The organism is Arsenophonus endosymbiont of Aphis craccivora (assembly GCF_013460135.1).
Classification (GTDB): domain Bacteria; phylum Pseudomonadota; class Gammaproteobacteria; order Enterobacterales; family Enterobacteriaceae; genus Arsenophonus; species Arsenophonus nilaparvatae.
On sequence record NZ_CP038155.1, the window covers coordinates 364,765 to 389,078 of the forward strand.

16 protein-coding genes, 2 tRNA genes, 3 rRNA genes and 4 pseudogenes are annotated in these 24,314 nt (G+C 42.1%); 21 read left to right on the forward strand and 4 right to left on the reverse strand.

Annotated features, from left to right (window positions below; translation table 11 throughout):
- Positions 1 to 194: 194 nt before the first annotated feature.
- The 7 genes and pseudogenes from fliL (at position 195) to E3U36_RS01930 (ending at position 3,993) form a co-directional block, all read left to right on the forward strand.
- Positions 195 to 506 (forward strand): annotated as a pseudogene (gene fliL / locus E3U36_RS13360) (flagellar basal body-associated protein FliL).
- Positions 507 to 511: 5 nt separating this feature from the next.
- Positions 512 to 1,528 (forward strand): annotated as a pseudogene (gene fliM, locus E3U36_RS01905) (flagellar motor switch protein FliM).
- Positions 1,521 to 1,940, forward strand: coding sequence for a flagellar motor switch protein FliN (fliN, locus tag E3U36_RS01910; protein WP_180816908.1), 420 nt, complete (start codon positions 1,521 to 1,523; stop codon positions 1,938 to 1,940). The pseudogene fliM and the gene fliN overlap by 8 nt, the downstream one beginning before the upstream one ends.
- Positions 1,941 to 2,107: 167 nt before the next feature.
- Positions 2,108 to 2,389 (forward strand): FliO/MopB family protein, encoded by a 282-nt coding sequence (locus tag E3U36_RS01915; protein WP_180816909.1) that lies wholly within the window; start codon positions 2,108 to 2,110, stop codon positions 2,387 to 2,389.
- Positions 2,382 to 3,119, forward strand: a pseudogene (gene fliP / locus E3U36_RS01920) (flagellar type III secretion system pore protein FliP). Before E3U36_RS01915 ends, fliP begins: the two are co-directional and overlap by 8 nt.
- 8 nt (positions 3,120 to 3,127) lie before the next feature.
- Positions 3,128 to 3,397 carry a flagellar biosynthesis protein FliQ gene (fliQ, locus tag E3U36_RS01925; RefSeq protein WP_180817498.1) on the forward strand — a complete coding sequence of 90 codons (270 nt, stop codon included), beginning with the start codon at positions 3,128 to 3,130 and terminating at the stop codon, positions 3,395 to 3,397.
- Positions 3,398 to 3,399: 2 nt separating this feature from the next.
- The gene (locus E3U36_RS01930) at positions 3,400 to 3,993 is read left to right on the forward strand and encodes a flagellar biosynthetic protein FliR (RefSeq protein ID WP_180816910.1); all 594 of its coding nucleotides are present in this window, start codon (positions 3,400 to 3,402) and stop codon (positions 3,991 to 3,993) included.
- Here E3U36_RS01930 and E3U36_RS01935 read toward each other — a convergent pair.
- On the reverse strand, positions 3,980 to 4,903 hold the full coding sequence (locus tag E3U36_RS01935) for an IS5 family transposase (protein WP_180816509.1): 924 nt from the start codon (positions 4,901 to 4,903) through the stop codon (positions 3,980 to 3,982). The two genes, E3U36_RS01930 and E3U36_RS01935, sit on opposite strands and share 14 nt — an antisense overlap.
- Before the next feature lie 428 nt (positions 4,904 to 5,331).
- Between E3U36_RS01935 and E3U36_RS01940 the strand changes: the two genes are divergently transcribed.
- From E3U36_RS01940 to E3U36_RS01950, 3 genes and pseudogenes are all read left to right on the forward strand, one after another.
- Positions 5,332 to 5,946: a dehydroquinate synthase/iron-containing alcohol dehydrogenase family protein gene (locus tag E3U36_RS01940; RefSeq protein WP_439647271.1), complete on the forward strand. Its 615-nt coding sequence runs from the start codon at positions 5,332 to 5,334 to the stop codon at positions 5,944 to 5,946.
- Positions 5,947 to 6,053: 107 nt separating this feature from the next.
- A complete protein-coding gene (locus E3U36_RS01945) occupies positions 6,054 to 6,887 on the forward strand; it encodes an SDR family oxidoreductase (protein WP_180816911.1) in 834 nt (277 codons plus the stop codon).
- A gap of 339 nt (positions 6,888 to 7,226) precedes the next feature.
- A pseudogene (locus E3U36_RS01950) lies at positions 7,227 to 8,456 on the forward strand (serine hydrolase).
- 70 nt (positions 8,457 to 8,526) lie between these two features.
- Here the strand turns inward: E3U36_RS01950 and E3U36_RS01955 are convergent.
- Positions 8,527 to 9,450, reverse strand: coding sequence for an IS5 family transposase (locus E3U36_RS01955; RefSeq protein WP_180816912.1), 924 nt, complete (start codon positions 9,448 to 9,450; stop codon positions 8,527 to 8,529).
- On the opposite strand from E3U36_RS01955, the gene E3U36_RS01960 reads away from it, so the two are divergent.
- A complete protein-coding gene (locus tag E3U36_RS01960; protein ID WP_180816913.1) occupies positions 9,444 to 9,581 on the forward strand; it encodes a hypothetical protein in 138 nt (45 codons plus the stop codon). The two genes, E3U36_RS01955 and E3U36_RS01960, sit on opposite strands and share 7 nt — an antisense overlap.
- Before the next feature lie 123 nt (positions 9,582 to 9,704).
- Here E3U36_RS01960 and bamD read toward each other — a convergent pair whose 3' ends face one another.
- On the reverse strand, positions 9,705 to 10,436 hold the full coding sequence (gene bamD / locus E3U36_RS01965) for an outer membrane protein assembly factor BamD (protein WP_439647287.1): 732 nt from the start codon (positions 10,434 to 10,436) through the stop codon (positions 9,705 to 9,707).
- Between the two features lie 133 nt (positions 10,437 to 10,569).
- Here bamD and rluD point away from each other — a divergent pair, with 133 nt between their 5' ends.
- The 10 genes from rluD to birA all read left to right on the forward strand — a co-directional run bounded on the left by rluD (position 10,570) and on the right by birA (position 22,963).
- Positions 10,570 to 11,547, forward strand: a complete 978-nt coding sequence (rluD, locus tag E3U36_RS01970) for a 23S rRNA pseudouridine(1911/1915/1917) synthase RluD (protein ID WP_180816915.1) — start codon at positions 10,570 to 10,572, stop codon at positions 11,545 to 11,547.
- Positions 11,548 to 12,282, forward strand: a complete 735-nt coding sequence (yfiH, locus tag E3U36_RS01975; RefSeq protein ID WP_180816916.1) for a purine nucleoside phosphorylase YfiH — start codon at positions 11,548 to 11,550, stop codon at positions 12,280 to 12,282.
- A gap of 127 nt (positions 12,283 to 12,409) precedes the next feature.
- Positions 12,410 to 14,983: an ATP-dependent chaperone ClpB gene (gene clpB, locus E3U36_RS01980; protein WP_180816917.1), complete on the forward strand. Its 2,574-nt coding sequence runs from the start codon at positions 12,410 to 12,412 to the stop codon at positions 14,981 to 14,983.
- A gap of 518 nt (positions 14,984 to 15,501) precedes the next feature.
- A 16S ribosomal RNA gene (locus E3U36_RS01985) occupies positions 15,502 to 17,046 on the forward strand.
- 52 nt (positions 17,047 to 17,098) lie between these two features.
- A tRNA-Ile gene (locus tag E3U36_RS01990) sits at positions 17,099 to 17,175 on the forward strand.
- A 67-nt stretch (positions 17,176 to 17,242) separates the two neighbouring features.
- Positions 17,243 to 17,318, forward strand: a tRNA-Ala gene (locus E3U36_RS01995).
- 336 nt (positions 17,319 to 17,654) lie between these two features.
- A 23S ribosomal RNA gene (locus tag E3U36_RS02000) occupies positions 17,655 to 20,558 on the forward strand.
- Positions 20,559 to 20,712: 154 nt separating this feature from the next.
- Positions 20,713 to 20,828: ribosomal RNA gene (rrf, locus tag E3U36_RS02005) — 5S ribosomal RNA — on the forward strand.
- Together the 16S, 23S and 5S rRNA genes with 2 tRNA genes alongside form the textbook arrangement of a ribosomal RNA operon.
- Positions 20,829 to 20,963: 135 nt before the next feature.
- The gene (gene murB, locus E3U36_RS02010) at positions 20,964 to 22,004 is read left to right on the forward strand and encodes a UDP-N-acetylmuramate dehydrogenase (RefSeq protein WP_180816918.1); all 1,041 of its coding nucleotides are present in this window, start codon (positions 20,964 to 20,966) and stop codon (positions 22,002 to 22,004) included.
- Positions 22,001 to 22,963 carry a bifunctional biotin--[acetyl-CoA-carboxylase] ligase/biotin operon repressor BirA gene (birA, locus tag E3U36_RS02015; RefSeq protein WP_180816919.1) on the forward strand — a complete coding sequence of 321 codons (963 nt, stop codon included), beginning with the start codon at positions 22,001 to 22,003 and terminating at the stop codon, positions 22,961 to 22,963. Before murB ends, birA begins: the two co-directional genes overlap by 4 nt.
- A 41-nt stretch (positions 22,964 to 23,004) precedes the next feature.
- On the opposite strand, the gene coaA is transcribed toward birA, so the two are convergent.
- A complete protein-coding gene (coaA, locus tag E3U36_RS02020; protein ID WP_180816920.1) occupies positions 23,005 to 23,985 on the reverse strand; it encodes a type I pantothenate kinase in 981 nt (326 codons plus the stop codon).
- Positions 23,986 to 24,314 lie beyond the last annotated feature (329 nt).

Below are 24,314 nucleotides of genomic sequence, written 5' to 3' on the forward strand. Positions count from 1 at the left end.
CCATCCTGGCGGCTAATTCTGATTTATTCAACAAAGCCCGTCAAGGAAAACGCATAAGTCGGATCATGCTAACCATTATCGCGTTACTCTTAATATTAAGTTGTTTTATTGCTGGCTACTGTTGGTGGCTATACCAAATAAAAAAACAGGTTGAATATCAACCAGCAAAAAGAACCCTGGTGATCCCGGTATTTATGTCCCTAGGGGCGTTTACGGTGAATCTGATTGATAATGATAAACGCGATCGCGTGTTGTATGTGGAAATTACTTTACGCCTTACCGATGAAGAGACACGTAAACGCCTACATGATTTTATGCCTGAAGTACGCAGTCGAATATTACTGTTGTTATCCCGCCAAAAAGCGACTTAGTTAGTAACAGAAGCCGGCAAGATCCACCTAATGTCTGAAATTAAACAGGCATTAAGACCGACTTTTGAATCTGAATTAGAAGAGTCTGAGCAAATTATTACCGATGTATTATTCACAACATTTATTTTACGATAAATCCCATGAGCGAGAATTTTCTTTCACAAACAGATGGTGATGCCCTGTTAAATGATGCTCCAGCTGGTAATCCTGTTGTCAGCAAAGCGAAAAAAACATCTACAGCTAAAAGGGCTATCCATCCTTACAATCCGAATACCCAAAGACGTACTGTTCGCGAGCGACTACAATCCCTGGAAATGATCAACGAGCATTTTGCCCGTCAATTTCGGATGAAATTATTTAATCTCATGCGCTACAGCCCGGATATTACAGTCGGTTCAATAAAAATTGAGCCTTTCTGTAATTTTGCCGACAATCTGCCTGCGATGAGTAACTTTAACCTGATCCAACTAAAGCCACTGAACGGAACCGCCCTTTTCACTTTTGAAACTAATTTAGTTTCTATTGCGGTTGATAATCTGTTCGGTGGAGATGGCCGATTTAACACCGCTATTGATGAGCGGGAATTTACCCATACCGAATAGCGCATTATTGATAAAATGGTAGAGTTAGCACTCGATGCCTATAGTGATGCATGGCAAATTGTTCACAAAATCCAGGCAATCTATATTCGTTCTGAATCACAGGCAAAATTTACTAATATTACCTCTTCACCTAATGATATCGTCATTACTACTCCATTTTTAATGGAGATTAACAATATGATCGGTGAATTTAATATTTGCATTCCTTTTTCTATGATCGAACCTCTTTATGAATTATTAACCAACCCGCCAGTTGAAAAGATGAAACAAGATGGCGGCGTCTGGATGAACGGTTGGGTTAAACAGGTTAAATATTCTGAATTAGAGTTAATTGCTAATTTAGTTGAACATCCAACGCGACTGTCTAATATCCTCAAACTGCAAGAAGGGGATGTGATCCCTATTGAAAAACCTGAACGTCTTATGGTCCATGTCGATTGTGTGCCCGTGCTAACCAGTAAATATGGAACATTGAATGGGCAATATGCTCTTCGTGTCGAACATCTTATTAATCCAGTTGTAAACGCTCAGGAAGAGGAGCAAAACCATGAGTGACACCAACGATTTTACTGAAAATCAAGCTAACACTTCTGCTGAAGATATCTGGATAGAAACCATTGCTCAGCAATCTAAACCGCCGAAACCAGGCGATAATGGGCCGGCTATCTTTGATAATTTGGAAATGCAAAATATTGAAAATCAATTTTCATATATCAACATGATCATGGAGATCCCGGTAAAACTCACTGTTGAGTTAGGACGTACCAAAATGACTATCAAAAAACTATTAACCTTGACGCAAGGTTCGGTTGTTTCACTCGATGGTTTGGCTGGTGAAGCGTTAGATATTCTGATCAATGGCTATTTGATCGCACAAGGTGAAGTGGTAGTGGTCTCAGAAAAATATGGTATTCGTATTACTGATATTATTACTCCATCAGAACGCATGCGTAGGTTGAGTCGATAAATTATGCCAGCCTATTCGTCTTTTTTCATATCTGGCGCGGCTGATAACGTGGCCCCTTTATTAAAAGGGGGCGCTACGCCAAATAGTCCAATGCTTTCAGGCAGTAGCATGTTAACTGAAATGAGCAGTTCCTTATTACTAATTATTGGCTGTTTACTGATTACGTTATGGCTAGTGCGCCGTTTCTTACTAAGCGTTATCTACCCACTGGCACAAACGCCATCAAGGTAATAGATAACTATTCATTAGGTAGTAAAACCAAAATTACTATTATTGAAGTTGATCAACAAGCGCTGGTGCTCGGTGTTACCGAAGACAACATTAGCTTGCTACATAAAATGCCGGCCAAAACAGAACTAAGCGAACAAGCTGAGGCAAAATCTGCTCCACCTTCTTTTGGCCAATTAATAAAAACATGCTTAGTAAAAAGTAGAAACAGTGATGCGTAAACGGCTATTTTTATTATTAGGCACGCTATTTTGGCTGCCATTCTATACCTACTATGCTATACCCACCATCGTTAGCCAGCCATTAGCCAATGGCGGTCAGAGCTAGTCATTGCCAGTGCAGACGCTTATTTTTATCACCGCGCTCGGTTTTATTCCTGCGCTGCTGCTGATGACCACCAGTTTTACTCGCATCATCATCGTCCTAGGCTTATTACGTAATGCATTAGGCACCACGACCGCACCACCTAATCAAATTTTATTAGGCCTGGCACTATTTATGACTTTTTTTGTCATGTCACCCGTATTTGATAAAATTTATCAAAATGCTTATTTACCCTTTATTGAAGAGAAAATTACCATTGAAGTGGCTTTATCTGAAGGCGCTAAACCCTTACGTCAATTTATGTTACAACAAACCCGACAACCTGATTTAGCACTATTTTCCCGCTTAGCCAATGATAAAGAGTATCAAACACAAGCTAATGTTCCGCTGCGTATTTTAGTGCCGGCATTTATTACCAGCGAACTAAAAACAGCTTTTCAAATCGGTTTTATGATATTTATTCCTTTCCTGATTATCGATCTGGTGGTTGCCAGCGTATTAATGGCGTTGGGTATGATGATGGTTCCGCCTGCCACTGTTGCGATGCCATTCAAATTAATGTTGTTTGTTTTGGTTGATGGCTGGCAATTAATTTTATGCTCATTAGCGCAAAGCTTTTTTAATTAGGAGTAAAAATAACACCGGAAACAGTGATGGAGCTTGGTATTGATGGGATGAAAGTTGCTATTGCATTAGCAGCACCACTGTTGCTGGCGGCGTTGATCAGTGGTTTAATTATTAGTTTATTGCAAGCAGCCACCCAAATTAATGATATGACCATGTCTTTCATTCCTAAAATTATTGCTGTTTTTGTTACCGCGATAGTAGCCGGCCCATGGATGTTAGAACTATTTATCGAGTATACCCGTCAGTTAATCACTCAACTACCGCAATTTATTGGTTAATGATGATCACTTTTACCACCGATTTTTTTTATACTTATGTTAACCAACTATTTTGGCCATTTGTGCGAATATTAGCCCTATTTAGTATTGCACCTTTTTTTGCTGAAAAACAAATTCCTAAAAAAAGCAAAATTGCCCTAGCCTTGATGATCACGATTTTAATCTCAACGTCATTGCCTTTACCGCAAATTCCGCTCTTTTCTGCCATGTGTTGTTGGATATTAATACAACAAGTTTTAATCGGTTTATTAATGGGACTGACGATGCAAATTGCCTTTGCCATCGTTCGTTATGCAGGGGAAATATTAGGCATGCAAATGGGGCTCTCTTTTGCATTATTTGTTGATCCGTCAGCCGGCCCCAATATGCCAATTATAGCGAGTTTTGTGAATCTATTATTACTACTCTTGTTTCTCTCTTTCGATATTCATCTTTGGCTGTTGTCACTGTTAGCAGATAGTTTTCAAACCATTCCGCTGCTATCATCATCATTAAATAGCAACAGTTTTATATTAGTTGCGGCTTTGTTGAATAAATCAGAATTAGCCGCCAGGATGGCTCCCTCTGCTACACCTACACCTGTTATCCGATCCTGACGCTGTGTGGCATACCCAACAACGTCATACGGTTCAGCGCTTTGACCATCGCCATTGCTTCACCTACCTGAGCCTCATAGTCACGCAGCCTCAGATGGCCACCCAGCAAAGTTTTTATGCGGAACATCGCTGTTTCTGCCACTGAACGCCGGTGATAACCCACTTTCTTTTTCCACATATCATTACTCCTGCTCAGACGCTGATTCGCCACCGCATGGTTACGTTCATGGTACTTGTCCGGCCAGTATTTCGCTCCGCTTCGCGGCGGGATAAGGGGCCTGATTTTCTTTCTTAGCAACGCGTCGTGGCAGTAACAGGCGTCATAAGCACCGTCTGCTAACACTTCCCTGATTTTCCGGTGGGTTTGGTTAATCAGGCCCGGCAGTGCCTGCGCATCTGTCGTTCCGCTGAGCGATAAGTCGGCACAGATAATCTCATGAGTCACACTGTCTGCTGCCAGATGAAGCTTGCGCCACACTCTTCGTCTGTCAGCCCCATGCTGCCTGACTTTCCATTCACCTTCGCCAAAGACCTTCAGACCGGTACTGTCGATGACCAGATGCGAGATTTCACCACGCGTTGGCGTTTTTATGCTGATGTTGACGCTCTTTGCTCGTCTGCTGACCAGCGAGTAGTCCGGACAGCACAGCGGCAAAGACATGAGTTTAAAAATCGAATCAACGAAGCCCTGTAATGCCCGGAGCGACAGGTTAAACACACGCTTCATCATCAGGACAGTGGTAACAGCCATATCGCTGTAGTAAAGCGGCCGGCCACGACCTTCAGGCGAAGAACTGTCAGTCCATCCAGCGATGGCCGACTCATCAAGCCAGACCGTCAGGGAACCGCGTTGTCTGAGTGCCTTGTTGTACGCGGGCCAGTTGGTAATTTTAAACTTTTGCTTTGCCATGGGGACCTGATGTTGAAACGAATTTAGCGATCAGCTCCGCCAATCACCTAAAAGTTCGATTTATTCAACAAAGCCCATAATAAGATTAAAATTCATCTTTTTACTGATGCTAAATTGGTGTCATCGTTATAGATCGTAAAGCAGTCGATCGATTGTTATCAACATGAGCAGATTGATTGTATTGTTTCAATTGGTGAAGGGGCAGCCTATGATTATGCTAAGGCAATGATTTATTTACAATCTCATCACGCCATTTTTATTAGTAATAATATTTAAAAACATGGCCTTTAATTACTATCAATACAACTTCCGCCTCAAATATTGATAATTTTAATCCATTGCTTGATCAAACTAAAAATGAGTTGATCAATTTGGCTATTGCTGGATCACGTATTACCCCATTACTTTCAGTGACTGAGCCAGAGTTAATGCTAGGTTTATCAAGTGAATTTATTGCTGCATTAGGCATGAACTCTTTAACCTATGCAATTGAGGCTTATGATTCAACCGCAGCTAATCCTGTTACCGATGCATGTGCTCTAAGTGCGATAAAAATATTGAGTAATGCTTTACGTCGAGCGGTTAATTATTTATTAGATCTACAGGCGCACGAAAGTATTGCTTATGCGCAGTTTCTGGCCAGGATGGCTTTTAATAATCCTTCACAGGGATATGTACAAACCTTAGCCTGGCAAGTGAGCCATTGTTATCATCAACCGTTAACAATTTGCAATGCCGTTTTGTTGCCTCAAGTGCAAGCTTTTAATCTAAAGGTAGTAGCGAAAAAGTTAAAAAATATTGCTGGGGCAATGGGTATTCGAGTTGCTCATATGACCGATCAACGTGGTGCAGAAGCTTGTATTGCTGAAATAAGGCGGCTAAATTGTGATCTTGGTCTGCCTTCGGGACTGAGAAGATTGAATGTTCAGGATAGTGATTTAGCTAAATTAGCTCAAGCCGCATTAAAAAGTGCCACCGGTATCACTAATCCTGTTCAGGCTAATATGACTGATTTGATCACTATTTATCAATTAGCAATGTAGTCTTCATTTTATAACTAATTATTTTTAGAGAATTGTGCTCTTTGAATTATATTAATAAGTAGGTAAGTATAATGTAACTACTGAGTTGATCGGAGGTAATGAGATTTATGAAGAAGGTCGCTATCATTGGTTTAGGCTGGTTAGGATTACCCTTGGCACTTGAGTTAATGCAGTCAGGAATGGCAGTGGTTGGTAGTAAAACCACGTCAGATGGTGTAAATGCAGCAAGAATGTCAGGTATTGATTGTTACCAGCTTCGGTTTACGCCAGATATTGAATGTGAGGCCGAAGATCTGGAACAGTTAATGAATGCTACGTATGTGCTGGTTATTATGTTACCGGTCAATAAAACCGCTGAAGGTGGTATTGGTTATTTGAAGGCGGTACAACTTTTAGTTGATACTGCACTTTCCTACGCTATACCACGTATTATTTTTACAAGTTCAACATCAGTATATGGTGCACAAAGTGGAACTTTAAATGAAGATGCTAAGTTATATCCTAATACCGAGGAAGGCAAAACGCTGGTCGAGGTAGAAAATTGGTTACACCAATTGCCAAATATATCGGTAGATATTCTTAGGTTAGCTGGTTTAGTGGGTGAAGCTCGACATGCAGGACGGGTTTTAGCTGGTAAAACAGCCTTAACTGGCGGAAATGAGCCGGTTAATCTTATTCATCAAGATGATATCATTACTGCGATAAAATTATTAATATTACGACCAGAGGGTGGCAATATTTATAATTTATGCGCACCTGAACATCCGGTTAGATCATCTTATTATACTGCGGCGTCGCAACGGGTAGCTTTACAACCGCCAGAGTTTATTGCTGAATCAACGCCTATTATAGGGAAAATCATTGATGGTAGCCGTATTTGTAAGGAGCTTGGTTTTGAATATAATTACCCTGATCCTGGCAATATGCCAATGAGTTTATAATTAGTGAATTGATTGTAAGATATATTTGCAGCTAGGCCGTTTGTAAAATTGTCGGTTAGCGCCAAAAATTAGTAATTAAAGGCTTTTGGGCTGATTTATTTGTGCCATCGGCGAACAACTATTGCCTGATGATTATCGGTTTTGCTGCTTATGGTGAGTAATTATATTATCTCAATTCTATCAACTGAAACAGTTGACAATCTATTTTTTCTACCTCAATTTGTGTCGTAGATCAAAGATAGAGATATTCTTTATGTTTTTTAGCTAACTTTAATCATTATAAGCTCTTTATAGTAGCATACTTGATATATTTTAATCAGAAAGCGCGGGAGATCGATAATGAAAAAGAGCTTGATGAAAATAATTAATCGTTTGACAACTGGATTAGGTCTATTATTTATTTTTGTTTCCTCGATGAATGTTCATGCCGATGGATCGTAGGTTACACCGCAACTTGATGTAAAAGCTTATGTACTGATGGATTACCATAGTGGCAAAGTTTTAACAGCCAATAATCCAGATGAACGTTTAGATCCAGTTAGTTTAACAAAAATTATGACCAGTTATGTAGTGGGTCAAGCAATTAAAGCGGGTAAAATTAGCGTTAATGATCTGGTCACCGTAGGAGAAGATGCTTGGGCAACCGGTAATCCTGTTCTACGAGGATCTTCTTTAATGTTTTTAAAACCCGGTGATAGGGTTTCAGTGCTGGATTTAAATCGTGGTATTGTCATGCAATCTGGTAATGATGCCTGTATTGCATTGGCTGATTATGTTGCGGGCAGTCAAACTGTTTTTGTCGATCTTATGAACCAGTATGTTACCTCATTAGGCTTAAAAAATACTCATTTTAAGACCGTACACGGCTTAGATTCAGAAGGCCAATTTAGTACTGCCCACGATATGGCGGCATTGACTAAGGCATTAATTAGAGATGTGCCGGATTAATATTTATTACACAGCGAAAAAGTGTTTACCTACAATAAAATTAAGCAATACAATCGCAATCGTTTATTGTGGAGCAAAAGCTTGCAGGTGGATGGGGGTCAAGACCGTACATACCAGCTAGGCGGGGTATAATCTTATCACTTCGGCAACGAATGGTCCAATGCGATTAATTGCTGTTGTGTTGGGGGCATCGATTGATCGCATTCGTTTTACCGAAAGTGAAAAGCTGCTAAATTGGGGATTTCGTTTTTTTACAGCCATTGTTCCTATAACCGCAGATAAGCCATTTACTACTGAAAAGGTATGGTATGGTATGGTATGGTATGGTATGGTAACCAGTCTACGGTGTTATTGGGAACTGAAAAAGATGCAGCAATCACTATCCCGAAAGGAAGAGAACAAGACCTAAAAGCGACCTATAGTCTGAACTCAGATTGTCTTAAAGCTCCATTAAGCAAAAATCAGGTGGTTTGGACAATTAATTTCTTTTTAAACGATCAATTGATTGATAAACGCCCGCTCGTAGTGAAACAAGCAATAGAGCAGGGTGGTTTTTTGAGTCGATTATGGGACTATATTGTTGTCACTATTTCCAGTTGGTGGCATGCATTATTTGGTTAGTTAAATCGTTAGATGGCTTTGTTGAATAAATCAGAATTAGTCGACAGGATGGCTCCCTCTGCTACACCTGTTATCCGATCCTGACGCTGTGTGGCATACCCAACAACGTCATACGGTTCAGCGCTTTGACCATCGCCATTGCTTCACCTACCTGAGCCTCATAGTCACGCAGCCTCAGATGGCCACCCAGCAAAGTTTTTATGCGGAACATCGCTGTTTCTGCCACTGAACGCCGGTGATAACCCACTTTCTTTTTCCACATATCATTACTCCTGCTCAGACGCTGATTCGCCACCGTATGGTTACGTTCATGGTACTTGTCCGGCCAGTATTTCGCTCCGCTTCGCGGCGGGATAAGGGGCCTGATTTTCTTTCTTAGCAACGCATCGTGGCAGTAACAGGCGTCATAAGCACCGTCTGCTGACACTTCCCTGATTTTCCGGTGGGTTTGGTTAATCAGGCCCGGCAGTGCCTGCGCATCTGTCGTTCCGCTGAGCGATAAGTCGGCACAGATAATCTCATGATTCACACTGTCTGCTGCCAGATGAAGCTTGCGCCACACTCTTCGTCTGTCAGCCCCATGCTGCCTGACTTTCCATTCACCTTCGCCAAAGACCTTCAGACCGGTACTGTCGATGACCAGATGCGAGATTTCACCAAGCGTTGGCGTTTTTATGCTGATGTTGACGCTCTTTGCTCGTCTGCTGACCAGCGAGTAGTCCGGACAGCACAGCGGCAAAGACATGAGTTTAAAAATCGAATCAACGAAGCCCTGTAATGCCCGGAGCGACAGGTTAAACACACGCTTCATCATCAGGACAGTGGTAACAGCCATATCGCTGTAGTAAAGCGGCCGGCCACGACCTTCAGGCGAAGAACTGTCAGTCCATCCAGCGATGGCCGACTCATCAAGCCAGACCGTCAGGGAACCGCGTTGTCTGAGTGCCTTGTTGTACGCGGGCCAGTTGGTAATTTTAAACTTTTGCTTTGCCATGGGGACCTGATGTTGAAACGAATTTAGCGATCAGCTCCGCCAATCACCTAAAAGTTCGATTTATTCAACAAAGCCCAAAAAAAGATGCTTGCTACTTGCATGAGATACTGGTTTTCTGCATTATTACTTGATTGTGCTATTTTTATCGGTTTAAAAATTTAACATCTGGCTAAAACTCTTTTTACTATTAAAGTTAAAAACAGCAAAATAGCTTTGCGGTTTTTAATCAATAGCTTCTAACGATTATTTCGCCTCTAGTCATGGTTAGCTGCAATTAATTCTGCAACCTTATTTTTTTCCTGTGTTAAACCTAACTTATTATAGGCTATTTCCATGTATTTTAATGCATTGCGTGTTGACTGGGTATCGGGATAATTTTTTAGCATCTGTTCAGTGCGATTAATAACAGCAACATAAGCACCACGTTTATTATAATATTTAATAATAGCCAGTTCATATTTTGCTAAACGCTCTTTTAGGAAGGCTAAACGTTTGCTAGCATCTGTTGCATACAGGCTATTTGGATAAAAACGAACCAATTGGCTAAAGTCTCTAAAGGCTACAATTGCATGTTGAGGATCGCGATCTGAGCGATCAATACCAAAAAAATCTTGTAGAGCACTATCGTCTAACGCTTGTGCTGTAAGACCGCGCATATACAAAACATAGTCAATATTGGGATGTGTTGTATTCAGGCGAATAAATCGGTCAATGGTTGCTATCGCTAATGGCAGCTCCGCTGATTTATAGTAGGCATAAATCATATCCAATTGAGCCTGTTGGGCATAAGGGCCAAATGGATAACGATTATCAAGGGTTTCCAATAATTTAATTGCCCCTTTATAATTACCGTTTTGTAGTTTCTCTTGACTGCTGGTATAGATATCAGTGGGAGAGCTTTCTGGTACAGTATCCTTATTGCTGGAGCATCCGGTAACAAGTAAACTCAATGTGGCTGCTGCCAGCAGATATTTTATACTTCTAATCACGTGGTTATTTCCTCTGAATGTTTTTGGGGCGATCTCCATAAAGCCCCTAACGGAATATGAGTTACAATAGCACATATTTTAATTAAAACGGCACTGCCGTCAAAATGTAAACTTTACTGTAGATAATTTTATGGCTCAACAATTACAACTCCAGGCGCCAATTCTAGAATCACAACTTGGCCAACGTTTAGACCAGGCATTAGCTGAATTATTTCCTGATTATTCTCGCTCACGAATAAAAGAGTGGATTTTAGATAATAGAGTGCAGGTAAATGGCAAAATTATAAATAGGCCGAAAGAAAAAGTATTTGGTAGCGAACAAATTGCCATTGATGTACTTATTGAAGAAGATATGCGCTGGCAGCCACAAAATATTCCATTAAATATTGTTTATGAAGATGACGAAATAATTGTCATTAATAAACCTCGTGATTTAGTGGTTCATCCTGGTGCAGGGAATCCTGACGGAACGGTACTAAATGCGCTTTTATATAGCTATCCCGAGATTATTAATGTTCCACGAGCGGGGATCGTTCATCGGCTTGATAAAGATACTACCGGGTTAATGGTTATTGCAAAAACGATTCCTGCCCAGACTCATCTGGTTGAAGCTTTACAGCTAAGAGAGATTACGCGTGAATATGAAGCGGTAGTAAATGGTCGTATGACTGCTGGTGGAACGGTAGATGAACCTATTGCTCGTCACCCAACTAAGCGAACACATATGGCCATTCACCCGCTGGGCAAACCCGCTATTACCCATTATCGAGTAATGGAGCATTTTCGCGCTCATACCCGGCTTAGATTAAGGTTAGAATCCGGTAGAACGCATCAAATTCGTGTTCACATGGCGCATATTAATCATCCTTTAGTTAGCGACCCGGTATATGGTGGCCGTCCACGCCCATTAAAAGGTGTTTCGGAAGAATTTAGTCAAGTTATGAACAATTTCGATCGTCAGGCTCTCCATGCCACGATGTTACGTTTATATCACCCTCGTACAGGTATTGAAATGGAGTGGCACGCAGATATTCCTGCGGATATGGTTATACTAATTAATATACTCAAAGCAGATGCCATGATGCACAAAGATGAGATGGATTGGTAAATGGATAGCTTAATATATGCGGATTGGCCGCAACCTAAAACAGTCATGGCTTGCAGTACAACCCGTATTGGTGGCGATAGTTTGCCACCTTATGACAGTTTCAATCTAGGGTTACATGTCGGAGATCAAACGAGATTAGTGGAACAGAATCGCAGTAGCTTAATGAAAATTGCCCAACTACCAACGCAGCCTTACTGGCTTAATCAGGTACATGGCACGCATATTATCGATTTAGCTAACGAAAAAAATGGTAATCGGCAAGCGGATGCTGCATATAGTAGCGAGCGAGGACAGGTATGCGTCGTGATGACGGCAGACTGTTTGCCTGTTTTACTCTGTAACCAACAAGGCACGGAAATTGCTGCCGTACATGCTGGCTGGCGCGGTTTGTGTGACGGGATCCTGGAAAAGGCAATAAAACAATTTAAATCACCGGGTTCCTCTATTATGGCCTGGTTGGGACCGGCAATTAGTGCGGAAAAATTTGAAGTAGGTAGTGAAGTCAGGGATGCTTTTATTCAACATGATGCAGAATTAGTGCAAGGTTTTAAAGCTTATGATAATGGTAAATATCTCGCTGATCTCTACTTGCTAGCGCGTTTGAAATTAAATGCAGTGGGTGTCAAAAATATTTATGGTGGAACCTATTGTACGGTTAGTGAGCCAACGCGTTTTTTTTCCTATCGACGTGATGGCGTGACAGGAAGAATGGCATCATTGATCTGGTTAAAATAAATCTTTAATCAGATTAATTATTATTTTTTATATCAATAGCTGACTTTTATCGTAAGTAACTTGAATAATATGAAATAAAGCCTCATTTAATCTGCATAAATGATTGCAATTGTATTTTGGAGGTATTATGCGTTTGGATCGTCTTACCAACAAATTTCAACAAGCACTAGCTGATGCTCAATCTTTAGCAATTGGGCAAGATAATCAATTTATTGAACCAGTACATTTACTGGTTGCCTTGTTAGATAAAGAAGGCGGTACCTTACGTCCTTTATTGACATCGATAGGGGTTAATATCAGTCAGCTTAGTAACAAATTAAACGATATTCTCAATACCTTACCGCAAGTGCATGGCACTGCTGGTGATATCCAGCCATCAAACGATCTTATTCGGCACTTAAATTTGTGTGATAAGTTGGCGCAACAGCGAGGTGATACGTTTATATCCTCAGAGCTATTTCTTCTGGCAATTTTTGATGCCAAAACCTACCTGGCAGATACACTTAAAACGATGGGAGCGAATAAAGCAAATATAGAAAAGGCGATAGAACAAATGCGTGGTGGTGATAATGTTAATGACCAAGGTGCTGAAAAGCAGCGTCAAGCACTTAAAAAATACACAATTGATTTAACTGAAAGAGCTGAACAAGGCAAACTCGATCCTGTTATTGGACGTGATGAAGAGATCCGCCGAACGATACAAGTTCTTCAGCGCCGAACAAAAAACAATCCGGTTTTAATTGGTGAACCAGGGGTAGGTAAAACCGCGATTGTTGAAGGTCTTGCTCAAAGAATTGTTAATGGTGAAGTACCCGAAGGGCTGAAAAATAAACGCGTTCTCTCTTTAGATATGGGTGCTTTGCTGGCTGGCGCTAAATATCGGGGCGAATTTGAAGAACGCTTAAAGGCTGTCTTAAATGATCTGGCCAAACAAGAAGGAAGTGTGATTCTTTTTATCGATGAATTACATACTATGGTTGGCGCAGGTAAAGCTGAAGGAGCGATGGATGCTGGTAATATGTTAAAACCAGCACTAGCGCGAGGAGAATTGCATTGCGTCGGTGCGACTACACTTGATGAATATCGTCAGTATATTGAAAAGGATGCGGCATTAGAGCGTCGTTTCCAGAAAGTTTATGTTGCTGAACCTACCGTTGATGACACTATTGCAATATTAAGGGGACTGAAAGAACGTTATGAGCTGCATCATCATGTACAAATAACTGACCCTGCCATTGTTGCTGCTGCCAGTTTATCAAATCGTTATATTTCTGATCGTATGCTTCCTGATAAAGCAATAGATTTAATTGATGAAGCTGGCGCTAGCTTACGGATGCAGATGGATTCTAAACCGGAAGCGCTTGATCGTTTAGAACGTCGAGTTATTCAATTAAAACTTGAACAACAAGCGCTAAAAAAGGAATCTGATGACGCCAGTAAAAAGCGGCTTAAAATGTTAGAGGAAGAACTAACGGAAAAAGAACGGGAATATTCAGAGCTAGAAGAAGAGTGGAAAGCGGAAAAAGCAGAGCTTACCGGTACACAGCATATAAAAGCGGAATTGGAAAACGCACGTATAAGTATGGAGAAGGCTCGGCGTAGCGGTGATTTAGCTAAAATGTCAGAATTGCAATATGGTAAAATTCCTGAATTAGAAAAACAACTTGAAGCTGCCACTAAGGCGGAAAGTCACACCATGAAGTTATTGCGCAATAAAGTAACTGATGCAGAGATTGCAGAAATATTAGCGCGCTGGACAGGCATTCCCGTTTCAAGAATGTTAGAAAGTGAACGTGAAAAGTTACTCCATATGGAACAGGATCTGCATAAGCGAGTTATTGGTCAGAATGAAGCTGTTGATGCGGTATCTAATGCTATTCGGCGTAGTCGTGCTGGTTTATCAGATCCAAATCGGCCTATTGGCTCATTCTTATTTTTAGGTCCTACGGGTGTTGGTAAAACCGAGCTATGTCAGGCACTGGCAAATTTTATATTTGATAGTGAAGATTCAATGGTACGTATTGATATGTCCGAATTTATGGAAAAACATACAGTCTCTAGGCTAGTTGGTGCACCACCAGGTTATGTAGGATATGAAGAAGGCGGTTATTTAACCGAAGCCATCCGACGTCGCCCTTATTCTGTTATTTTGCTTGATGAAATTGAAAAAGCACATCCCGATGTTTTCAATATTTTATTACAAGTTCTGGATGATGGACGTTTGACCGATGGGCAAGGAAGAACGGTCGATTTTCGTAATACAGTTGTCATTATGACATCAAACCTAGGTTCGGATTTAATCCAAGAGCGCTTTGGTAGTTTGGATTATGACGAAATGAAAGAGCTAGTCATGGAAGTTGTCAGCCGTAGTTTCCGACCTGAATTTATAAACCGTATTGATGAAGTAGTAGTATTCCATCCACTCGATAAAGAGCAAATTACAGAAATTGCGCAGATTCAACTATCGCGTTTATATAAGCGAATGGAAGAGCAAGGCTATAAAGTAAAAATCACGCCAGCGGCATTAGAAAAATTAGGCGAAGCGGGATTTGATCCGGTATTTGGTGCACGCCCTTTGAAACGAGCGATCCAACAAGAGATAGAAAATCCATTGGCTGAACAGATGTTATCAGGCAAATTAGTGCCAGGCAAACAAGTCACTTTAGATATTAAAAAAGGTGTTATTGTTGCTAAGCAATAAATAAAATTAAATTATTAATTTTATTTGAAGAGGTAATATTTGCTTCTTCAATAGTATTATAAGAACTCACTTGCCTTGATTAAAGATCATTATTAGCAACTAGCATAGATACTATTAATTCAAGGTTAGAGCAATAAATGAGCACTTAAACAGAAAAAATGTAAATAATAGTTGTTAGTTTCAGAAAGCCCCTATAATGCTGACCCGTTATCGCGACTTATTCATCAATAAAAGAATCAACGCGTATTAAGGTGAAAAGCGTAATATACGCCACCTCACGGCCTAGGTCGCACGCTCTTTAACAATTAATCAGACAATCTGTGTGGGCACTCGCAAGACATCATCAAAAAATATTTGATTTTAAAGTCTTGAAGAGTGACAAACAGTTAATTCATATATGAACTAATATGCAGTAACGTTATTTTGGACGGCAGCGGCGAAGGTGGTCAAACATCGGCAAAGCGGGTTGAACAAAAGGGCGTTACGGTCAGTAAAACATTCTTTGAGCATCAAGCTTTTAATTGAAGAGTTTGATCATGGCTCAGATTGAACGCTGGCGGCAGGCCTAACACATGCAAGTCGAGCGGCAGCGGAAGGAAGCTTGCTTCCTTGCCGGCGAGCGGCGGACGGGTGAGTAAGGTATGGGGATCTGGCCGAAGGCGGGGGATAACCACTGGAAACGGTGGCTAATACCGCATAATCTCTAAGGAGCAAAGTGGGGGACCGTTCTGGCCTCACACCTGCGGATGAACCCATATGAGATTAGCTAGTAGGTGGGGTAATGGCTCACCTAGGCGACGATCTCTAGCTGGTCTGAGAGGATGATCAGCCACACTGGGACTGAGACACGGCCCAGACTCCTACGGGAGGCAGCAGTGGGGAATATTGCACAATGGGCGCAAGCCTGATGCAGCCATGCCGCGTGTATGAAGAAGGCCTTCGGGTTGTAAAGTACTTTCAGTCGTGAGGAAGGTGTTAAGGTTAATAACCTTAGCAATTGACGTTAGCGACAGAAGAAGCACCGGCTAACTCCGTGCCAGCAGCCGCGGTAATACGGAGGGTGCGAGCGTTAATCGGAATTACTGGGCGTAAAGGGCACGCAGGCGGTTAATTAAGTTGGATGTGAAATCCCCGGGCTTAACCTGGGAATGGCATTCAAGACTGGTTAGCTAGAGTCGTGTAGAGGGGGGTAGAATTCCATGTGTAGCGGTGAAATGCGTAGAGATGTGGAGGAATACCGGTGGCGAAGGCGGCCCCCTGGACAAAGACTGACGCTCATGTGCGAAAGCGTGGGGAGCAAACAGGATTAGATACCCTGGTAGTCCACGCTGTAAACGATGTCGATTTGGAGGTTGTGGTCATAAACTGTGGCCTCCGGAGCTAACGCGTTAAATCGACCGCCTGGGGAGTACGGCCGCAAGGTTAAAACTCAAATGAATTGACGGGGGCCCGCACAAGCGGTGGAGCATGTGGTTTAATTCGATGCAACGCGAAGAACCTTACCTACTCTTGACATCCAGCGAATCCTTTAGAGATAGAGGAGTGCCTTCGGGAACGCTGAGACAGGTGCTGCATGGCTGTCGTCAGCTCGTGTTGTGAAATGTTGGGTTAAGTCCCGCAACGAGCGCAACCCTTATCCTTTGTTGCCAGCGAGTAGTGTCGGGAACTCAAAGGAGACTGCCGGTGATAAACCGGAGGAAGGTTGGGATGACGTCAAGTCATCATGGCCCTTACGAGTAGGGCTACACACGTGCTACAATGGCGTATACAGAGAGAGGCGAGCCAGCGATGGGAAGCGGAACTCAGAAAGTACGTCGAAGTCCGGATTGGAGTCTGCAACTCGACTCCATGAAGTCGGAATCGCTAGTAATCGCGGATCAGCATGTCGCAGTGAATACGTTCCCGGGCCTTGTACACACCGCCCGTCACACCATGGGAGTGGGTTGCAAAAGAAGTAGGTAGCTTAACCTTTTTGGATGGCGCTTACCACTTTGTGATTCATGACTGGGGTGAAGTCGTAACAAGGTAACCGTAGGGGAACCTGCGGTTGGATCACCTCCTTACCTAGATAGATGGAATGTGAGTGTTCACACAGATTGTCTGATGTGTATCATTAGGCTTGTAGCTCAGGTGGTTAGAGCGCACCCCTGATAAGGGTGAGGTCGGTGGTTCAAGTCCACTCAGGCCTACCAACATTGCTGACGGAAGTGGCTGAAAGGCAAGGTTAGCAGTAAGGTGTAATGATACGACAATCTTAATGGGGCTATAGCTCAGCTGGGAGAGCGCCTGCTTTGCACGCAGGAGGTCAGCGGTTCGATCCCGCTTAGCTCCACCATATTGCAAGATAAAAATAGAAAAAAAGTTATTCAGAGCAGGCTGGCAACAGTATGCTGCGAATAATTATGCTCTTTAACAATCTGGAACAAGCTGAAAATTGAAACACACATTATTAAAAAAATAGTGTGGAGAACTCTCAAAACTCCAATCAGTTGGGTTTTTGTTGTCATGATGAAGAGTTATGAGCGAGCAGTCAGCAATTCGAGGCGGCCAGCGCACAGCAAGCGCAGCGTACTAAAGTACGTGAGCATTGCGCGCAATGCCCAACACAGAATTGGTGGACGCGCATCCATAACCCAACAAAAAGACAGTAGAAGACACCTTCGGGTTGTGAGGTTAAGCGAATGAAGCGTACACGGTGGATGCCTAGGCAGTCAGAGGCGATGAAGGACGTGCTAATCTGCGAAAAGCGTCGGTAAGCTGATATGAAGCGTATTAGCCGGCGATGTCCGAATGGGGAAACCCAGTGCATTAATGCACTATCGTTTGATGAATTCATAGTCAAACGAGGCGAACCGGGGGAACTGAAACATCTCAGTATCCCGAGGAAAAGAAATCAACCGAGATTCCCCCAGTAGCGGCGAGCGAACGGGGAGCAGCCCAGAGTCAACATCAATATTTACCGCAGGAGAAGGGTCTGGAAAGGCCAGCAATAAAGGGTGATAGCCCCGTATCTGAAACGGTAAGTGTTGTGAACTCGAAGAGTAAGGCGGGACACGTGTTATCCTGTCTGAATATGGGGGGACCATCCTCCAAGGCTAAATACTACTGACTGACCGATAGTAAACCAGTACCGTGAGGGAAAGGCGAAAAGAACCCCGGCGAGGGGAGTGAAATAGAACCTGAAACCGTGTACGTACAAGCAGTGGGAGCACCCGACAGGGTGTGACTGCGTACCTTTTGTATAATGGGTCAGCGACTTATATTCTGTAGCAAGGTTAACCGTATAGGGGAGCCGTAGGGAAACCGAGTCTGAACTGGGCGTTAAGTTGCAGGGTATAGACCCGAAACCCGGTGATCTAGCCATGGGCAGGTTGAAGGTTGGGTAACACTAACTGGAGGACCGAACCGACTAATGTTGAAAAATTAGCGGATGACTTGTGGCTGGGGGTGAAAGGCCAATCAAACCGGGAGATAGCTGGTTCTCCCCGAAAGCTATTTAGGTAGCGCCTCGTGCATTCATCTTCGGGGGTAGAGCACTGTTTCGGCTAGGGGGTCATCCCGACTTACCAACCCGATGCAAACTACGAATACCGAAGAATGTTATCACGGGAGACATACGGCGGGTGCTAACGTCCGTCGTGAAGAGGGAAACAACCCAGACCGCCAGCTAAGGTCCCGAAGTCATGGTTAAGTGGGAAACGAAGTGGGAAGGCTTAGACAGCCAGGATGTTGGCTTAGAAGCAGCCATCATTTAAAGAAAGCGTAATAGCTCACTGGTCGAGTCGGCCTGCACGGAAGATGTAACGGGGCTAAACCATGCACCGAAGCTGCGGCAGCGACATTTAGATGTTGTTGGGTAGGGGAGCGTTCTGTAAGCCGTAGAAGGTGGACTGAGAGGTCTGCTGGAGGTATCAGAAGTGCGAATGCTGACATAAGTAACGATAAAGCGGGTAAAAAACCCGCTCGCCGAAAGACCAAGGTTTCCTGTCCAACGTTAATCGGGGCAGGGTAAGTCGACCCCTAAGGCGAGGCTGAAAAGCGTAGTCGATGGGAAACGGGTTAATATTCCCGTACTAATGGTTACTGCGAAGGGGGGACGGAGAAGGCTAGGCTATCCGGGCGACGGTTGTCCCGGTTTAAGCGAGTAGGTGGGTAGTGCAGGCAAATCCGCACTGCTACAACACTGAGACGTGATGACGAGCCACCAAGGTGGTGAAGTAGTTGATGCCCAGCTTCCAGGAAAAGCCTCTAAGCGATAGGTAATCATTAATCGTACCCAAAACCGACACAGGTGGTTAGGTAGAGAATACTCAGGCGCTTGAGAGAACTCGGGTGAAGGAACTAGGCAAAATGGTGCCGTAACTTCGGGAGAAGGCACGCTGGCATTAGGTGAAGGGTCTAGCATCCGGAGCTGAAGCCAGTCGAAGATACCAGCTGGCTGCAACTGTTTATTAAAAACACAGCACTGTGCAAACACGAAAGTGGACGTATACGGTGTGACGCCTGCCCGGTGCTGGAAGGTTAATTGATGGGGTAAGCAGTAAGGCGAAGCTCTTGATCGAAGCCCCAGTAAACGGCGGCCGTAACTATAACGGTCCTAAGGTAGCGAAATTCCTTGTCGGGTAAGTTCCGACCTGCACGAATGGCGTAATGATGGCCAGGCTGTCTCCACCCGAGACTCAGTGAAATTGAACTCGCTGTGAAGATGCAGTGTACCCGCGGCAAGACGGAAAGACCCCGTGAACCTTTACTATAGCTTGACACTGAACATTGAGCCTTGATGTGTAGGATAGGTGGGAGGCTTTGAAGTGTGGACGGCAGTCTGCATGGAGCCAACGTTGAAATACCACCCTTTAATGTTTGATGTTCTAACTTAGGCCCGTAATCCGGGCTGAGGACAGTGTCTGGTGGGTAGTTTGACTGGGGCGGTCTCCTCCCAAAGCGTAACGGAGGAGCACGAAGGTTGGCTAATCACGGTCGGACATCGTGAGGTTAGTGCAAAGGCATAAGCCAGCTTGACTGCGAGCGTGACGGCGCGAGCAGGTACGAAAGTAGGTCTTAGTGATCCGGTGGTTCTGAATGGAAGGGCCATCGCTCAACGGATAAAAGGTACTCCGGGGATAACAGGCTGATACCGCCCAAGAGTTCATATCGACGGCGGTGTTTGGCACCTCGATGTCGGCTCATCACATCCTGGGGCTGAAGTAGGTCCCAAGGGTATGGCTGTTCGCCATTTAAAGTGGTACGCGAGCTGGGTTTAGAACGTCGTGAGACAGTTCGGTCCCTATCTGTCGTGGGCGAAGGAAGATTGAGGGGGGCTGCTCCTAGTACGAGAGGACCGGAGTGGACGCACCACTGGTGTACAGGTTGTCATGCCAATGGCATCGCCTGGTAGCTAAGTGCGGAAGAGATAACCGCTGAAAGCATCTAAGCGGGAAACTGGCCTCAAGATGAGTCTTCCCTGACAGTAATGTCCTATAAGGGGTGTTCGAGACGAGGACGTAGATAGGCTGGATGTGTAAGCGTAGCGATACGTTGAGCTAACCAGTACTAATGACCCGAGAGGCTTAACCTGACAACACCGAAGGTGTTTTGAGAGAGAGAATTTTAGCTTGTTTTGAGATTGAATCTGGTCGGATTTTGCTGAAGGCCGAGGTATGTTCGCTACTGAGGTAGGTGAGCAGACTATAAGGCAGCGAAATAAGACGGGATAAATAGAAAAGAATTTGTCTGGCGGTAATAGCGCGGTGGTCCCACCTGACCCCATGCCGAACTCAGAAGTGAAATGCCGTAGCGCCGATGGTAGTGTGGGGTATCCCCATGTGAGAGTAGGGAGCTGCCAGACTTTAATTATGTTAAGAAAGCCACCCCAGGGTGGCTTTTTGACGTTTTATTGTTTGATTTTGTAACTCTTATCTATTCTCTATATATCTACATTAATAGACTATATAATTACTATATATTAATTGAGTTTTAAGATATGCATTCTGATAATCATAATGAATTAAAAAAATATAATACTTTTAGTCTTGATGCTAAGGCAAAAGCAATATACTCGGCTACTTCAGTAGAAGAGTTGCTTATGTTATGGAAAAATGCACGACTAAAATGGTGGCCTATTTTATTATTGGGCGGCGGGAGTAATGTTCTCTTCATTAGTGACTTTGATGGCCTGGTTATTTTAAATCGAATTATGGCGTTAGAGCTAACTGAATCAGCTAAGGAATGGTTTATTTATGTTGGCGCAGGAAATAATTGGCATCAATTGGTTGAAACACTTATAAAAAATGGCATCTATGGATTAGAAAATATGGCGTTAATTCCGGGATCTGTAGGGGCTGCGCCTATACAAAATATCGGTGCTTATGGTATGGAATTTAAAGATACATGTCACTATGTCGATATTGTTAATCTAAATAATGGTCAACAATATCGTTTAGATGCCGCTGAATGTCAATTTGGTTATCGGGATAGTATTTTTAAGCATAAATATCGTGAAAATTTTGCTATTGTTGCAGTTGGTCTGAAGCTGAACAAGCTATGGCAACCCAGATTAACATATGCTGGTTTGACTTCCTTAGCAGCACAAACAGTGACAGCGGAAACTATCTTTGACGCTGTTTGTAAAATCCGGCAAAGTAAGTTACCTGATCCATTTTTGGTAGGAAATGCGGGTAGTTTTTTTAAAAATCCCGTTATTTCTAGTATGGCGGCAAATGAAATAAAGGCCCATTATCCTAGATGTCCAGAATATCCTCAAATTGATGGTACAGTAAAGCTTGCTGCTGGATGGCTCATTGATCAATGTGATCTAAAGGGTTATCAATGTGGTGGCGCGGCAGTACATAAGGAGCAAGCATTGATTTTAATTAATAAAAATAATGCGACTGGAGAAGATATTGTAGATTTAGCCCGTTATATCCGAAAAAAGGTTATAGAGAAATTTGCTATTACACTAGAACCAGAAGTGCGTTTTATTGGTAAATATGGTGAAGTAAATGCTATGGATGCTATTTCATGAAAGATGTAACTATTCCTTTAAAACTCATCAAAATACTTTCTGATGGTAGTATACATTCAGGCGAGCCGTTGGGTGAATTACTTGGCATGACGCGAGCTGGTATTAATAAACATATTCACACACTACGTAAATGGGGTATTGAGGTTAATACTATTACTAGTAAGGGTTACCAACTTACTAGAAAAATGGATTTATTAGACTACGAGCGAATTTATGGTTTAGTGAGACGCGGAAATATAATAGTAAAACCGGTTATTAATTCTACCAATCAATATCTACTTGAGCACATTGATCAATTAAGTTCTGGTGATGCTTGTGTTGCAGAATATCAAACAGCCGGTAGAGGGAGGCGTGGTCGATATTGGGCTTCTCCTTTCGGCTGTAATCTTTATTTATCATTGTACTGGCATGTAGACCAAGGGCCGGCTGCTGCCATGGGTCTAAGCTTGGTTGCGGGGATTGTGATAGCTGAGACCCTTAATAAATTGAGCGGTAGTAATATAAAAGTTAAATGGCCTAATGATCTTTATCTTAATGACAAAAAGCTTGCAGGTATTTTAATTGAAATGGTAGGTAAAACTGGCGATGCGGCACATATTGTGATTGGTATTGGACTTAATATTGCAATGAGTCGTAATTATGAAACAAATATTAATCAAGGATGGATTAATCTTGAGCAGGCTGGTATTCAAATAGAAAGAAATGTGATCTCAGGTCAGATCATTATGGCATTACGTCATGAATTAGTGCAATTTGAGAAATATGGTCTTGTTCCTTTTATTAAGCGTTGGCTGGCGTTGGATAATTTTTTACATAAAAAAGTAAGATTACATATTGGTGATCAACTTGAAATCGGTATCGTGAAAGGTATTAATGAAAACGGCGCAATTTTGTTAGAACAAAATGGTGAAGTTGTTTCTTATATAGGTGGTGAAATTTCATTACGGCCAGATAATTAGAACAATTGAGTCGAAGCTAATCATCGACTCAATGTTTGAAATTATTTTCTTAATCTAACATTTGTAATTGAATGATTAGAACCTTTAGTCATGATCAAACTGGCTCTTTCTTTGGTTGGTATTATATTCTCTTCCAAATTTATTTTATTAATTTCTTCCCATATTGTTTTAGCTGTATTGATTGCTTCTTCTTGCTCTAATTTAGAATAATTGTAGAAATCGGCGTGAGGGTCGGAAAAAGCGCCTTGGCAAAATTTCAAAAATCGACTGATATACCATTTTTTCAATAAATTTTCCGGGGCATCAACATAAATTGAAAAATCGACAAAGTCAGATACAAAAACATGATGGGGAGCATGCGGATAATCCATTCCGCTTTGCAAAACGTTTAAACCTTCCAAAATAAGAATATCAGGCTGCTCAATCACTTGCTTTTTATCGGGAACGATATCATAAGTAAAATGGGAGTATACCGGAGCGGTAACCTGTTTGACTCCAGATTTTATATCAGAAACAAATTGTACTAAACGGTGCATATCATAGGATTGTGGAAATCCTTTTTTCTTCATTATTCCACGTTCGTTTAAAATCTGATTTGGGTATAAGAAACCATCTGTTGTAATAAGATCAACTTTACGATGCTCGGGCCACCGACTTAATAAAGTTTGTAATAGGCGAGCTGTGGTACTTTTACCAACTGCAACACTGCCTGCAATACCGATAACATAAGGTACTTTAGTACCATTAGTACCATTAGTACCATTAGTACCATTAGTACCTAAGAATTGTTGTAAAACTGTTTGTCTACGTAAATTTGAACTGATATAGAAATTAAGTAGCCGTGAAATAGGAAGATAAATTTTATTTACTTCATCCATTGAAATTTCATCATTGATACCCTTCAGTTCCAGCAGCTCTTTATCCGTTAGTAGCTCTAGTGGAACAGAATCACGTAATGTTGCCCAATGTTCACGATCAAATTCTAAATAAGGTGTTATTGAAAAGTTTTGTTGTTGTTTCATAAGTCAACATTCACCTGTGTACAGGTTGTCATAATCATTCATAACCAATAAAAAAATAGATTGCATAATAACGATTGAATATCTTTAGGCGTAGAGTTTTTTCTGTTTTTTGTATTAATTAAATAATTGATCACAATTCATCCGTTTTTTATTTTTAGCAATGAAATAATATTGTATGTTTTACGATACGTTTTTATTAGTGAGAAAAATTTGATGTCATTTTTCACTAGAGTAAATAGTAAATAGTAAATAGTAAATAGTAAATAGTAAATAAAAAATTTATACTTTTGAGTATTTAAACATTTACTATAGAAAAAAGCAGCAAAAAA

Bases quoted from the DNA above. Each gene is read 5' to 3' on its own strand.
- E3U36_RS01930 (WP_180816910.1), top strand. From the start codon at position 3,400: ATGATCACTTTTACCACCGATTTTTTTTATACTTATGTTAACCAACTA.
- E3U36_RS01940 (WP_439647271.1), top strand. From the start codon at position 5,332: ATGCTAGGTTTATCAAGTGAATTTATTGCTGCATTAGGCATGAACTCT.
- E3U36_RS01935 (WP_180816509.1), bottom strand. From the start codon at position 4,903: ATGGCAAAGCAAAAGTTTAAAATTACCAACTGGCCCGCGTACAACAAG.
- birA (WP_180816919.1), top strand. From the start codon at position 22,001: ATGAAAGATGTAACTATTCCTTTAAAACTCATCAAAATACTTTCTGAT.
- murB (WP_180816918.1), top strand. From the start codon at position 20,964: ATGCATTCTGATAATCATAATGAATTAAAAAAATATAATACTTTTAGT.
- yfiH (WP_180816916.1), top strand. From the start codon at position 11,548: ATGGATAGCTTAATATATGCGGATTGGCCGCAACCTAAAACAGTCATG.
- fliN (WP_180816908.1), top strand. From the start codon at position 1,521: ATGAGTGACACCAACGATTTTACTGAAAATCAAGCTAACACTTCTGCT.
- E3U36_RS01955 (WP_180816912.1), bottom strand. From the start codon at position 9,450: ATGGCAAAGCAAAAGTTTAAAATTACCAACTGGCCCGCGTACAACAAG.
- E3U36_RS01945 (WP_180816911.1), top strand. From the start codon at position 6,054: ATGAAGAAGGTCGCTATCATTGGTTTAGGCTGGTTAGGATTACCCTTG.
- rluD (WP_180816915.1), top strand. From the start codon at position 10,570: ATGGCTCAACAATTACAACTCCAGGCGCCAATTCTAGAATCACAACTT.
- coaA (WP_180816920.1), bottom strand. From the start codon at position 23,985: ATGAAACAACAACAAAACTTTTCAATAACACCTTATTTAGAATTTGAT.
- E3U36_RS01915 (WP_180816909.1), top strand. From the start codon at position 2,108: ATGGCTAGTGCGCCGTTTCTTACTAAGCGTTATCTACCCACTGGCACA.
- clpB (WP_180816917.1), top strand. From the start codon at position 12,410: ATGCGTTTGGATCGTCTTACCAACAAATTTCAACAAGCACTAGCTGAT.